Source organism: Sphingomonas sp. BLCC-B65, from assembly GCF_028550675.1.
GTDB lineage: Bacteria > Actinomycetota > Actinomycetes > Actinomycetales > Microbacteriaceae > Microbacterium.
The window spans coordinates 2,161,533-2,173,469 of record NZ_JAQQGL010000001.1 but is presented as its reverse complement, the minus strand read 5'-3'; the positions used below and the strand labels follow the sequence as shown (position 1 = coordinate 2,173,469).

At 71.4% G+C, this 11,937-nt stretch carries 12 protein-coding genes; 4 read left to right on the top strand and 8 right to left on the bottom strand.

The genetic code is table 11. The features are described 5' to 3' along the window. Positions 1 to 16: 16 nt before the first annotated feature. Together PP359_RS10300 and PP359_RS10295 are read left to right on the top strand one after the other, a co-directional pair. Positions 17 to 1,099: an ATP-binding cassette domain-containing protein gene (locus PP359_RS10300; protein ID WP_499250508.1), complete on the top strand. Its 1,083-nt coding sequence runs from the start codon at positions 17 to 19 to the stop codon at positions 1,097 to 1,099. Next, positions 1,096 to 1,920 carry an ABC transporter permease gene (locus tag PP359_RS10295; RefSeq protein WP_036318149.1) on the top strand — a complete coding sequence of 275 codons (825 nt, stop codon included), beginning with the start codon at positions 1,096 to 1,098 and terminating at the stop codon, positions 1,918 to 1,920. The genes PP359_RS10300 and PP359_RS10295 overlap by 4 nt, the downstream gene beginning before the upstream one ends. 7 nt (positions 1,921 to 1,927) lie before the next feature. On the opposite strand, the gene PP359_RS10290 is transcribed toward PP359_RS10295, so the two are convergent. Then, positions 1,928 to 2,317 (bottom strand): hypothetical protein, encoded by a 390-nt coding sequence (locus PP359_RS10290; RefSeq protein ID WP_112931974.1) that lies wholly within the window; start codon positions 2,315 to 2,317, stop codon positions 1,928 to 1,930. Between the two features lie 126 nt (positions 2,318 to 2,443). Here PP359_RS10290 and PP359_RS10285 point away from each other — a divergent pair, with 126 nt between their 5' ends. Further along, on the top strand, positions 2,444 to 3,421 hold the full coding sequence (locus PP359_RS10285) for an acetylxylan esterase (RefSeq protein ID WP_499250507.1): 978 nt from the start codon (positions 2,444 to 2,446) through the stop codon (positions 3,419 to 3,421). Positions 3,422 to 3,442: 21 nt separating this feature from the next. On the opposite strand, the gene PP359_RS10280 is transcribed toward PP359_RS10285, so the two are convergent. The 5 genes from PP359_RS10280 to PP359_RS10260 all read right to left on the bottom strand — a co-directional run bounded on the left by PP359_RS10280 (position 3,443) and on the right by PP359_RS10260 (position 7,109). Further along, positions 3,443 to 4,237 (bottom strand): uroporphyrinogen-III synthase, encoded by a 795-nt coding sequence (locus tag PP359_RS10280; RefSeq protein WP_112931976.1) that lies wholly within the window; start codon positions 4,235 to 4,237, stop codon positions 3,443 to 3,445. A 232-nt stretch (positions 4,238 to 4,469) separates the two neighbouring features. After that, positions 4,470 to 4,742 carry a hypothetical protein gene (locus tag PP359_RS10275; RefSeq protein ID WP_039416267.1) on the bottom strand — a complete coding sequence of 91 codons (273 nt, stop codon included), beginning with the start codon at positions 4,740 to 4,742 and terminating at the stop codon, positions 4,470 to 4,472. Continuing rightward, the gene (locus PP359_RS10270; protein WP_036318163.1) at positions 4,732 to 5,142 is read right to left on the bottom strand and encodes a phage holin family protein; all 411 of its coding nucleotides are present in this window, start codon (positions 5,140 to 5,142) and stop codon (positions 4,732 to 4,734) included. The genes PP359_RS10275 and PP359_RS10270 overlap by 11 nt, the downstream gene beginning before the upstream one ends. A gap of 1 nt (position 5,143) precedes the next feature. After that, positions 5,144 to 5,539, bottom strand: coding sequence for a hypothetical protein (locus PP359_RS10265; RefSeq protein ID WP_036318162.1), 396 nt, complete (start codon positions 5,537 to 5,539; stop codon positions 5,144 to 5,146). Positions 5,540 to 5,648: 109 nt separating this feature from the next. Further along, a complete protein-coding gene (locus PP359_RS10260) occupies positions 5,649 to 7,109 on the bottom strand; it encodes a protoporphyrinogen/coproporphyrinogen oxidase (protein ID WP_499250506.1) in 1,461 nt (486 codons plus the stop codon). A 71-nt stretch (positions 7,110 to 7,180) separates the two neighbouring features. On the opposite strand from PP359_RS10260, the gene PP359_RS10255 reads away from it, so the two are divergent. Next, positions 7,181 to 10,009, top strand: coding sequence for an ATP-binding protein (locus tag PP359_RS10255; RefSeq protein WP_499250505.1), 2,829 nt, complete (start codon positions 7,181 to 7,183; stop codon positions 10,007 to 10,009). On the opposite strand, the gene PP359_RS10250 is transcribed toward PP359_RS10255, so the two are convergent. Beyond that, complete coding sequence (locus PP359_RS10250; RefSeq protein ID WP_499250504.1) at positions 10,006 to 10,845, bottom strand: ABC transporter permease; 840 nt, start codon at positions 10,843 to 10,845, stop codon at positions 10,006 to 10,008. The two genes, PP359_RS10255 and PP359_RS10250, sit on opposite strands and share 4 nt — an antisense overlap. Beyond that, positions 10,842 to 11,855 (bottom strand): daunorubicin resistance protein DrrA family ABC transporter ATP-binding protein, encoded by a 1,014-nt coding sequence (locus PP359_RS10245; protein ID WP_036318156.1) that lies wholly within the window; start codon positions 11,853 to 11,855, stop codon positions 10,842 to 10,844. The genes PP359_RS10250 and PP359_RS10245 overlap by 4 nt, the downstream gene beginning before the upstream one ends. Positions 11,856 to 11,937: the final 82 nt, after the last annotated feature.

Sequence of the window (11,937 nt, the reverse complement as noted above, 5' to 3'; positions counted from 1 at the left end):
TGACGAGAGGACGACGATGCCCGAAGGACACCTCCTCGAGTTCCGTGGGGTCACGAAGACATTCGGCGCGATTCGCGCCGTCGACGACTTCACCGCCCGCGTCGAGCCCGGACGCGTGACGGGATTTCTCGGCCCCAACGGCGCGGGCAAGACGACGTCGTTGCGCATCCTGCTCGCGCTTGTGCGCGCCACCTCCGGCACCGCCACCATCGGCGGCCGGCGGTACTCGGAGCTGCGCCATCCGCTGCAGACCGTCGGCGCCGCACTCGAGGCCTCCAGCTTCCATCCCGGGCGCACCGCCGCCGGTCACCTCACCGTCGCCGCACACGCGGCGGGGCTCCCCCGCGCACGAGTGGACGAAGTCCTGGGCCTCGTGGGGCTCGCCGACGCTGCCGGCCGCAAGGTGGGCGGCTTCTCGCTCGGCATGCGACAGCGCCTCAGCCTGGCCTACACGCTGCTCGGAGACCCCGGCGTGCTGGTGCTCGACGAGCCCGCGAACGGTCTGGACCCCGAGGGGATCAAGTGGCTGCGCGGCTTCCTCGGCCAACTGGCCGGCGAAGGACGCACGGTGCTCGTGTCGTCGCACATGCTCGCCGAGGTGCAGCAGACGGTGTCGGCACTGCTGGTCATCTCCCGCGGCCGACTCGTCTACGAGGGCGATATCGGCGACCTCGTCGCCGCGGACGACGTGGCGACGATCATCGATGCCCCCGACCGCACCGCCCTGGCGAATGCTCTCGATGCCGCAGGCATCGCGTACACGCCCCTGCGCTCGGGCTTCTCCGTGCGCGGCGCCGAGCCCGCGCGACTCGGCGCCATCGCCGCGGCCGCGGGAGTCGCCCTGTCGCATCTGCAGCGGCGTGGCCCGGTGCTGGAGGAGGTGTTCCTCGAGCTGGTGAACGGCACGCGTGTCCAGGCGCCGGCGGCGCCGGCGTCATCCCCGGTGAACGACCTCCCCGCGCCGCTCGCGGCCGCTGCCGCGCCCGTCACGACCTCGCCCGAAGACCCGGAGCCGGGCGTCGAGGACGCCGAGTACATCCACGCCGTCGAGGACGACCCGAACGATACGGTCGCCGCCGAGGAAGGAGATGTGCGATGAGTCTCGTCAACGCGTCCCGGTCGGAGCTCACGAAGCAGTTCACCACGGCGATGTGGTGGATTCTCGCCGTCGTTCTGCTCGCCTACGTCGGGGTGACCGCGGGCGGCCTGTCCGCCGTCTTCGGTGCGGTCGCCAGCGGGACGCTGCCGGGCAGCTCGACCAGCGGTGCCGAGATGTCGCCGACGATGCTGCCTCCGCTCATCTACAGCCTCGCCACCTCCGTCGGCTACGTGTTCCCCCTGCTCATCGGCACCCTCCTGGTGACCAACGAGTTCCGGCACAAGACGCTGACGCCGACGTTCCTGGCCACGCCGCGGCGAGGGATCGCCCTCGGCGGCAAGCTGACCGCGGGTGTCGTCATGGGCCTGCTCTACGCCGGCGTCGCGCTCGTCGCGGCGGTCGGGATCGGCGCGGCGGCACTCGCCGCGTTCGGCGTCGACACGCGGCTGGGCGAGAGCGACACCTGGGCGATGATCGGGCGCATCGTGGCGAGTTTCGTTCTGTGGACGCTGATCGGCGTCGGCGTCGGCACCCTCGTGCGCAATCAAGTCGCCGCCGTCGTCGGCGTGCTGGCGTTCACGCAGTTCGTCGAGCCCATCGCGCGAACTGTGTCAACGCTGGTCGAGGGCCTGTCGGGTGTCACCGCCTACCTACCGGGTGCGGCCTCGGACGCCCTGGTCGGCACCAGCATCTACGCGACGATGGGCGCCGGCGGGGCCGTCCCTCTCGCGTGGTGGGGCGGAGGCATGGTCTTGCTCGGCTACGCCGTGGTGTTCGTCGGCCTCGGCTATCTGACGAGCTGGCGGCGCGACGTCGCCTGACCCGCCGTCAGGAGTCGGCGAGTTCGACGACGTCCGACGCGTCGTCGCCGTCCAGACGCAATGCCTGGACGAGCGCGACCCCGTGACGAGTCGTCAGCACGAGGCGCTCGAACTCGGCATCGTCGGAGAGATCGACGACCACCGCCGGGCGACGACGGCGCACCAGGACGAAATCGTTGCCGCTCGCGGAGCGCCAGGTTCCCATCGCGACGGTGCCCCGCACCTGCGTGCCGGGGCTGGGCACTCCGCGCAGCCAGGTCCAGGCGTCGTCGGTCAGCTGCACCCGGAGGATGTGAGACCTGTCGACGCGCACGCTCTCCGATCGCCGCGACAGGGCGCGTTCGACGCCCGACAGCACGACCTCGAGCTGCGTCGAATCGAGCAGCAGGGTCACCATGACTTCAGTCTGCCAGCGTCACCATGTGCGGATGCTCACAGCCCCGCAACGATCCGGTCTCGGCGCGGGCGATATCGTGGAACGTCGGCGACGATGCGCCGGCGTCACCCGACACGGAGTCTCCCGATGCCTCGATTCGATCTCGATCTCCCCGCCCTGGAAGCCTTTCGTCCCGCGGTGCGCGAGCCCGTCGACTTCGACGAGTTCTGGGCGCGGACGATCGCGCAGTCGCGCGCGGCCGGAGGCGAGATCGTGGTCCAGCCCGTGGAGACCGTGCTGAGCACCATCGATGTCTTCGACGTGACGTTCCCGGGGTTCGCCGGCGAACCCGTCAAGGCGTGGCTGCACACGCCCCGACGTGCCGACGCTGCCGCTGCGCTGCCCACCGTCATCGAGTTCAACGGTTACGGCGGAGGTCGCGGGCTTCCGACCGAACGGCTCGGCTGGGCCTCGGCCGGCTACGCGCATCTGTTCATGGACACGCGTGGGCAGGGATCCACCTGGGGAGCTCCGGGATCGACACCGGATCCGCACGGCACCGGGCCCTCGACCAACGGCTACATGACTCGCGGCATCGAATCGCCCGAGGACTACTACTACCGCCGCGTGTTCACCGACGCCGTGCGCCTCATCGACGCCGCTCGCACCCTTCCGGTCGTGGATGCCGCGCGCATCGCCGTGACCGGCGGCAGCCAGGGCGGCGGCATCACGTTGGCCGCGGCGGCACTGAGCGAGGGACTCGTCGCGGTCATGCCCGACGTGCCCTTCCTCTGCCATTTCGAACGCGCGATCGGGATGACCGACCGCGAGCCGTACCACGAAGTGGTGCGCTACCTCTCGGTGCACCGCGGTGCCACGCAACGGGTGCTCGACACGCTCTCCTACTTCGACGGCGTGAACTTCGCGCGCCGTCTGAGTGCGCCCGCCCTGTTCTCGGTCGGCCTGCTCGACCCGGTGTGCCCGCCCTCGACCGTCTACGCGGCCTACAACCACGTCGAGCGAGATGACAAGCAGATCCGCGTCTACGACTTCAACGAGCACGAGGGCGGTCAGGCGTTCCAGTGGGAGGAGCAGGCGCGCTTCCTCGCGCAGATCCTCGGCTGAACGGAGAGCGCGGATCGCGCGTCAGAGGTGGAACTCGTCCGTGGCGTGCGGCAGCGGAAAGTTCGACACCGCCGTGATGAGCCCCTCCACGGTCTGCTCCCGCGCCACCGCGCTCACGCCGAGACCCACCTTCCGGGCATCCTTCGCGGTGCGCGGTCCGATGGCGGCGATCACGGTGGTGTCGGGGATCTCGGGGAACTGCAGCCGCACCTGCTCGGCGACCGAGCCGCTGGTGACGAGAATCGCGTTGATGCGGCCGCTGGCGACGTCGTGCGCGATCCGCTCCGTCACCGGCACCCCGACCGTGCGGTAGGCGACGACGCTGCGCACGTCGTGTCCCGCTTCGGTGAGGCGGCGCGTGAGCACCGGCTTGGCGATCTCGCTGCGCAGCGTCAGGATGCGCCGCGCTGCCGGCTCGAGCTCGATCAGCTGCGAGGCCATTCCCGCCGCGGAGTTGTCCTCGTCGGGGACGAGGTCGACGCGATAGCCGACGGCGGCCAGTGCGGCGGCGGTGGTCTCACCGACGGCCGCCACCCGCGTCGTGGCGGGAATGACGGCGCGATAGGCGTAGAGGACGTCCACCGTGGTGGCACTTGTCAGGGTCACCCAGTCGAACGCGCCGGCGGCGAGATCGGCGAGAGCCTGCTCCAGCGTGGCCTGATCGGTCGAGGGAGCGAAGTTGATGAGCGGGGCGATGACCGGCACGGCGCCCTGCACCCGCAGCGTCGCCGCGACGGAGTCCCCCCAGGGACCCCCGCGCGGAACGAGCACACGCCACCCCTTCAGGGGCTTGGCGGCGTGCGGGTCAGGAATCATGCTCGACTTTCGTGATGCTCAGTCGGGACGCACGGTTTCGCGCATCCGGCAACGACGTTCGTGCACGCGCGAACGCGATGGCTGCGCGGCTCGGGTCGTCGTTGCCGGCAGCTTGCGCACCATTGCCGCTGCCTGAGACACGAGCATACCCCGGGCGACGCACGGCTCGGTCACGGGGTTGACAGTGCCCGCGGCAGGTGTCAGAACACGCGCGAGCGTGCCCGACCACGACTCAGCGCGTGTAGGCGCGGACCATCCCCCAGACGGCCAGTCCCACCGCCGCCGCCGCACCGAGCACGGCGAGCGAGGCCTGCGTGGGGTTGCGCCGTGCGTAACGACGCGCGTCGGCGATCCGACGATCGGTGGCCTGCGCGACGCGCTTGGGCACATTCGCCTTGACCTCGATCGCCGCCAGAGCGGCCTTCAACTCGGCACGGGCGCTCTCCACCGGGTCGGTGATGCCGAGGGCGACGGCGGTGCGCGGAATCGGCTGGTCAGAACTCATCGGCCACGTCCTTCACGATGCGCGCGTCGACCTTCACGGCGTCGACGGGGTTGGTCGAACGACTCAAATGCTTGAAACGCAGGAGCCCCAGCCACGCGAAGACGGCGGCTCCGACGAGCGCGATCACGACCACGATGAGGCTGGCGAGCCAGGCCGGCATCCACGAGGACAGTCCGATGATGGCGAAGGCGGCCAGCGCGGGCAGAGACCAGAAGAGGAAGAACAGGGCGACGATGAACCAGACGCCGCCCATGCCGGCATCCTTGCCCGCCTTCTTGGCCCAGTTCTTCGCCGAGTCGATCTCGGCGACCACCAGGTTGCGGACGAGCTCCGGCACCTCGCCGACGAGTGTCAGCAGGCTGTCGTCGGCGCGGTCGCGGAATCCCCGAGGCGTCGCCATGTCAGTCGTCCGCTGCCTTCTTGGCCGCGGTCTTCGCGTCCGCGACGGCCTTGTCAGCGGCCTTCTTGACCTCGGCGGCGGTCTTCTCCGCCCCGCGCGCGACGTCGTCCGCCGAGGCCCGACCGGCACGGATCGCCGAGTCGAGCTTCTGTCCCGGCGAGCCGCTGCGGCTCGCCGCGCGCGTGACCTTGACCGCTCCGTCCCACAGGGCGCTCGGCAGAGCCAGGGCGGCGCTCTTGCCGAGCTCCTTCACGGTGGCGACCTGCTTCTGCACCGGTGCGGTGTTCCAGAGCTTGAGGTAGCCCGCCTTGATCTGCTCGTAGCGCTCGCGGCCGGCGCGCGACCCGAGCACGTAGCCCGCGGCGAGTCCCACGACGATGCCGATCTTGCCCTTCATGGCGTCTCCTCACGTCCGTGCCGGGAGTGCTTCGTGACTCCAGGGTAGTCGCAATATTCCGATTCCGGCATCCTCCGGTCACGGGGCTGTCCCTGACGGGAGGCGTGTGCTAGGAGCGCGTCCACAGCACGTCGTGGCGGACGCGCTCGACCTCGGCGAGGGTGTCCGCGACGATGCCGGACACGCCGCCGCCGGCAAGGTCCTCGCCCACCGCGATGAGGCCACCGTGCCGGCGGCCGATCGCCGCGCGGGTCGCCGCACTGCGCTCGGCGTGCCCGAGCACGGAGGCGGGCGGGGCCAGGCGCGCCCGTCGATGCGTCGCCGCGCGAACATGCCCGATTCCGGGCCACAACCTCGTCACGTCGGCGGCGGCGCGCGCGACGATCTCCGTCGCATCGTCCGTCGGCGACGCGTCGAGGGTCACACGAAACACACGCCGATCAGGCCCGGCCTGGGCGTGCACACCCGACCACGCCGAGCCGACGTCGATCACGGATGCCGCCGCCATCGCCCCCGGCACAGGATAGATCGTCGAGGGGCCGTCGGAGGCGGCGGTCCCAGCATCCATGACGAGGGTCACGACGTCGCGCACCGGCCGCGGCGCCGCCTCGAGGACGATGCCGTGCTCACGCAGGAGAGCGGCACCGCTCGCCGCTCCGCCGGCGAGCACCACGATGTCCGCGGCCAGCGGCTCCGCGGACTCTTGCGTGGAGGAAAGCTCGGCCTCGTCCCGCGGGTCCGCGGGGTCGAGATGGACCAGCCAGCCGTCCGGCGTTCGCGTCAGGCCCCGTGCGCGGTGGTTCACCCGCAGGTCGGCGTCGAGCAGCAGCAGTCGCTCGGTGAGCGCCGTGACCAGCTGTGTCAGCCCACCTCGCAACCGCGCCCGGCGCGGACCTCTCGTCGCGGCGTCGTCGGGCAGCAGTTGGCCGACCGCGCCGGCGAGCGAGCCCGCGCGGGTCAGCGCGGCGCTGAGGCCCGGAACGGCGAGGTCCACATCGATCTGGTCGGGATCGACACCCCAGGTGCCGAGAGTGAGGGGGGCGACGAGACGCTCACGCAGGCGCGCGCCCATGCGTGAGCGCACGAGCGCACCCAGGCTGCGCTCACGACCGATGGTCAACGGAGGGCGCAACCGATCGAGGTAGGCCCGCCACACCCCCCGACCGCCCACGAGGGCGCGCACCGGTTCAGCCCACACGTTGGCCGGGATGCCGGCCCGATTCGGTGGCAGCGTGACCACGCGTGGGCCACCGGGGGTGGCGAGCGCCACTGCGACCGACCCGTCGCGCGCCGGCTCCACCTCGGTACGCAGTTCCAGCTCATCGAGCAGCCCCGCGAGCGCGGGCGCCGAGAGCGAGAACGCTTCGGGGGCCAGATCGACGGTGATGCCGTCCAGCTCGTCCGTCTCGATCCGGCCGCCGAGCCGGGGCTGCTGTTCGATGAGCGTGACGGGCATGCCGATGCGAGCGCACTCCCACGCGGCGACCAGACCTGCGATCCCCCCACCGATCACCACGACCCGGGTGGTGCGGGCACGGTCGGCGAGGTCGGCTGCAGGCTTGTCGGACACGCCCCCATCCTTTCACCGCGTCGTGGAGAGGGGCCGGAAGGGAGGTGGCGCCTCGCACCTAGAGTGGAGCCGTGCGGCTCACCTACTTCGGCGGACCGGCGTGGGATGCCGGGCATCTTCCGGCGCGCGGTCGCGGGCAGGAGAGCCTGCTGTTCCGACTCGCGGTCGATGCGGGCGCCGCGGTGTCCGTGCGGGCACTGGCGGACGACCTCTGGCCGGTCGATGCGCCCGACGATCCGCGCGCCGCGGTGCAGTCCCTCGTCTCGCGTCTGCGCCGCGCCCTCGGCTCGGCGACGATCGAGGCGGTGTCCGGCGGCTACCGTCTGACGCTCGGCCGGGAAGAGATCGACCTGACCCGCTTCCAGGACCTCGTGGCGGCGGCCCGCCGTGAGGACGACCCCGAACGAGCCGCGGCGCTGGCGCGCAACGCGCTCGATCTCTGGACGGCGGACCCCTGGGTGCCGGCCGACTTCGACTGGGCGCGGCGCGATCTGCTCGAAGACCGCGCGCACGCGCAGCGGATCGCGGGTCCGCACGGCGCGCCCACGGTGGGGGCTGTGGACGACACACGCATTCCGGCAGCCTTGACGGCGCTGATCGGGCGAGCCGACGAGATCGCCCTCGCCGAGGCTCAGCTGACCGATGAGCGGCTGCTCACCCTGATCGGTCCCGGCGGTGCGGGAAAGACAACTCTCGCACTGGAGCTCGCCCGCCGTCACGCGCCCGCGGTGTTCGTCGAGCTGGCACCGGCCGACGCGGGGGGCGTCTGGGATGCCGTCGCCACCGCTCTCGGACGCGGCGTCCGCCTGTCCGACGGCACTGTCGGGCAGGCCCAGGGCTCCCGCGAGCGTGCCCTCGCCGCCCTCGCCGGCCGGCCCCTGCTGCTCGTGCTCGACAACGCCGAGCACGTCGTGAGCGACGCCGCCCAGGTGGCGACCGATGCCTTGCGGGTGGCACCGGCGCTGCGACTGCTGGCCACGAGCCGCGAACCGCTGGGCGTTCCTGGCGAGGCGTTCGTCACGGTGGGATCGCTGCCGGAGGGCGATGCCGTGGCCTTGCTGGCCGCGCGCATCCGCGCCGCCCGCGGGCACGCGCCGGACGCCGGCGAGACGGAGGCCGTCGCCCGCATCGCACGGCGCCTGGACGGCCTGCCGCTGGCACTCGAGCTCGCCGGGGCGAAGGCACGGGTGCTGTCGATCGCCGAGATCGAGGACGGCCTCGCGGATCGATTCGCGCTTCTGGACCGAGGACCGCGCACGGCGGAGCCGCGGCACCAGACACTGCGGGCTGTCATCGACTGGAGCTGGAGCCTGCTCGACGACGCGCAGCGGGACGCGCTGCTCGCGTTGGCCGTCTTCCCCGACGGCATCTCCTCCGCGGACCTGGCCGAGGTCACGGCGGCGTTCGGGCTTCCCGAGACGGCGATCGACGACCTCGTCGAGCGTTCACTCGTGCAGCGCTCCCGCGGCCGCTACCGCCTGCTGGAGACCGTGCGCGAGTACGGACTGGACGCGCTCCACCGATCGGGCAGGCTGGAGGACGCTCGCGGACGCCAGGCCGCCGTGATGGCGCAGCTCGCACTCGCGCAGGACCGGGCGCTGCGGACCCCGGCCGCCCGGCCTGCCATCGCCTGGTTCGACGCCAACGAGGAGAACCTCGCTGCCGCGACCCGCTTCTCCATCGGTCACGGCGAGCTCGAGGTGCGTCTAGCGCGGGCGCAGCTGTGGATCTGGCAGTTGCGCGAGCGGTTCGATCTGCTGACGTCCGTTCTGAACGCGACCGCGACCCCCGCCGACGCCCTCGCCAGCGAGGCGGATGTCGTGGTGGCGGCCATGGCGATGCTGATGCGCACGATGCTCGATCCGACGACCACGCACCTGTCCGCGCAGAGCGTGGCGCGCATCGCCGCGGCCGCGCAGAGGTACGACTCGGAGCTCGCGGCCATCCTCCCCGTCGTCCTGCGCGGGGCACTGCGCGCCCGCCAGGATCGGCGCGGAGACGAACCGTGGTCGACGTACCTGCGGCTGGATGAGAGCGAGCTGACGGACGGCCCCGCCTGGAGCCGGGCGTTCGCTGCGGTCATGAACGCGGCCACCGCGCAGAACAACGGTGACATCGAGGGACTCGGCGACGCCAGCGGCCGCGCGCTGGATGCCTTCCGGCACCTCGGCGATGCGTGGGGCACGGCTCTGGCCAGCCAGATGCGATCGGAGTGGCTCATGCTGCAGGGGCGCCTGGAGGAGTCGCTGCGCATCGCGGACGAGTCGACGCAGGCGCTCGAAGGTCTGACGTCGGTCAGCGATCTGCTGCAGCAGCAGGCGCTCTCCGTGTCGATCCTGCTCCGTCTCGGTCGCGAGAGCGAGGCCCGGCAGCGCGTCGACCAGATGCTCGCCCGCGCGCGGGCCGACGGCTCCGAACGAGCCGTCGCCCAGGCCGCCGCGACGGCAGCCGCGCTCGAGCTGGTGCGCGGCGACGGCGCCGCCGCCCTGCGCGAGCTGGAGCGTGCCGGCAGCCTCGAACAGCAGCAGGCACTGGCGGGCTTTCCCGCACAGGTCGCCGCGTGGCAGGAGAGCAAGCGCGCGCTCGCGCTGCTATTGACCGGAGACGCGGCGGGGGCCGCGGACGCCCTGCGACGGGCCGCGCCGGTCGCCGTCCGCACGGGCGATCAACCGATCATGTCGGACGTCGCGGTCGCTTTCGCCCGCTGGTTCCTGGCCGCGGATCGCCTGAGCGATGCGGCGGCGGCACTCGCCGAGGCCGACCGACTGCGGGGGCGCGCCGACCTCAGCGATCCGATCGCCCTGCCCGTGCGCGATGCGGTGAGCGCCGCCGGACGGGATGCCGCGGCATCCGATCCGGCGGAGCTCACCGCACTCGTCGATCGTCTGGACGAGCGCTAGGCCTTCCGCATGTACGCCCGCACCGTGAGCGGCGCGAAGACGAGGACGATGACGGCGGCGCCCACGAGCGAGGCCCAGAAGTCCCCCGCGATGACCCCCGTGTTCGCGAGATCGCGCACCGCGGTCACGAGGTGAGAGATCGGGTTCACACTCGCGAACCAGGCGAGCGGTGCGGGCAGCGAGTCGATCGGCACGTATGCGTTCGACAGGAACGTGAGCGGGAAAAGGATGAGCATCGAGATGCCCTGCACGCTGGATGCCGTGCGAGCGATGACGCCGAAGAACGCGAAGATCCAGCTGATGGCCCACGAGCAGGCGATGACGAGCAGTCCGGCCGCGACGACCGCGCCGAAGCCCCCGGCCGGGTGGTAGCCCATGAGGAAGCCGACGACGAACGTGATGGAGGTCGCGATCGCATACCGCAGGGTGTCGGCCAGCAGCGCGCCCGACAGCGGAGCGATGCGTGCGATCGGCAGCGACCGGAAGCGGTCGAACACACCCTTGTCCATGTCTTCACGCAACTGCGTGCCGGTCACGACCGAGGTCGTGATGACGGTCTGCACGAGGATGCCCGGAATCAACGCCGGAAGGTAGCTCTCGACGTTTCCGGCGATCGCGCCGCCGAAGATGTACGCGAACATCAGCGTGAAGATGATCGGCTGCACGGTCACGTCGACGAGCTGCTCGGGCGTACGACGGATCTTCACCAGCCCGCGATACGCCATCGTCAGCGTGTTCTCGAGAGTCTGGCGCAGGCTCGTGCGGTTGGAGAGCCGGCGCTCGGATGCCGGGGTGATGGGCGTCAGATCGATGCGGGTCGGGGCGATGGCGCTCATGCGTGGACCTCCTCTGAGGCGGCGTCCGCAGACGCGGAGTCGGGGGCCGCGGCATCCGCCGGTCGGCCGGTGATGGTCAGGAACACCTCATCGAGCGTCGGCTTCTGCACGCTCATCTCGGTGAGGTGGATGCCGGCCTCGCGCAGGGTGATCAGCAGATCGGTGACACGGTCGGGGTCGGACATCGGCGCGGTGATGCGCGCCGCCTCGGGCGAGAGGGTGCCGCGCACCCCCAGCACCTGCGCGATCGCGCGCAGGGCGTCATCCACGTCGGCGGGATCGGACATCCGCAGGATCAGCGACGACGTGCCCACCGAGGCCTTGAGGTCGTCGGCCGTGCCCTCGGCGACCACGCGGCCGTGATCGATGACGGCGATGCGGTCGGCGAGCTGATCCGCCTCATCGAGGTACTGCGTCGTGAGCAGCACGGTGGAGCCGGTCGCGACGAGCTCGCGGATCGTGTCCCACATCTGCCCGCGCGTGCGCGGGTCGAGACCCGTGGTGGGTTCGTCGAGGAAGATGAGCGGAGGCTGGGCCAGAAGCGATGCGGCGAGATCCAGTCGACGCCGCATGCCGCCCGAGAACTTCTTCAAGGGCCGCCGCGCGGCATCCGTCAAGGAGAAGCGTTCGAGGAGGTCCTCGGCCTTGCGCTTCGCCTCGTTGCGCGTCAGGCCCAGGAGCCGACCGAAGATCATCAGGTTCTCCGTCGCCGACAGCGTCTCGTCGACCGACGCGAACTGCCCGGTGACGCCGATCAGCTGACGGACGACGTTCGGTTCCCGCGAGACGTCGTGGCCGAAGATCTCGGCGCGGCCGGCGTCGGGACGCATCAGCGTCGCGAGCATATTGATGGTGGTGGTCTTGCCGGCCCCGTTCGGACCGAGCACGCCGTAGACCGTGCCGGCGTCGACGGCCAGGTCGACGCCGTCGACAGCGCGGTTGTCGCCGAAGACCTTCACGAGGCCCTCCGCGCGCACCGCGAGGGTGGATGGTGAGGTGGAAGTGGTCATGGCATCCACTGTGCGCCGGGCGCACTGTCGCGCCCCTGTCACGCGGGCGACGGCGCTGTCACCGTGCTGTCACGGCGGGTCT

What these genes read in the sequence shown, in the direction of transcription:
- PP359_RS10245 (WP_036318156.1), bottom strand. Translation starts at nt 11,855, where the DNA reads ATGACCACTTCCACCTCACCATCCACCCTCGCGGTGCGCGCGGAGGGC.
- PP359_RS10270 (WP_036318163.1), bottom strand. Translation starts at nt 5,142, where the DNA reads ATGGCGACGCCTCGGGGATTCCGCGACCGCGCCGACGACAGCCTGCTG.
- PP359_RS10265 (WP_036318162.1), bottom strand. Translation starts at nt 5,539, where the DNA reads ATGAAGGGCAAGATCGGCATCGTCGTGGGACTCGCCGCGGGCTACGTG.
- PP359_RS10250 (WP_499250504.1), bottom strand. Translation starts at nt 10,845, where the DNA reads ATGAGCGCCATCGCCCCGACCCGCATCGATCTGACGCCCATCACCCCG.
- PP359_RS10275 (WP_039416267.1), bottom strand. Translation starts at nt 4,742, where the DNA reads ATGAGTTCTGACCAGCCGATTCCGCGCACCGCCGTCGCCCTCGGCATC.
- PP359_RS10300 (WP_499250508.1), top strand. Translation starts at nt 17, where the DNA reads ATGCCCGAAGGACACCTCCTCGAGTTCCGTGGGGTCACGAAGACATTC.
- PP359_RS10295 (WP_036318149.1), top strand. Translation starts at nt 1,096, where the DNA reads ATGAGTCTCGTCAACGCGTCCCGGTCGGAGCTCACGAAGCAGTTCACC.
- PP359_RS10290 (WP_112931974.1), bottom strand. Translation starts at nt 2,317, where the DNA reads ATGGTGACCCTGCTGCTCGATTCGACGCAGCTCGAGGTCGTGCTGTCG.
- PP359_RS10280 (WP_112931976.1), bottom strand. Translation starts at nt 4,237, where the DNA reads ATGATTCCTGACCCGCACGCCGCCAAGCCCCTGAAGGGGTGGCGTGTG.
- PP359_RS10285 (WP_499250507.1), top strand. Translation starts at nt 2,444, where the DNA reads ATGCCTCGATTCGATCTCGATCTCCCCGCCCTGGAAGCCTTTCGTCCC.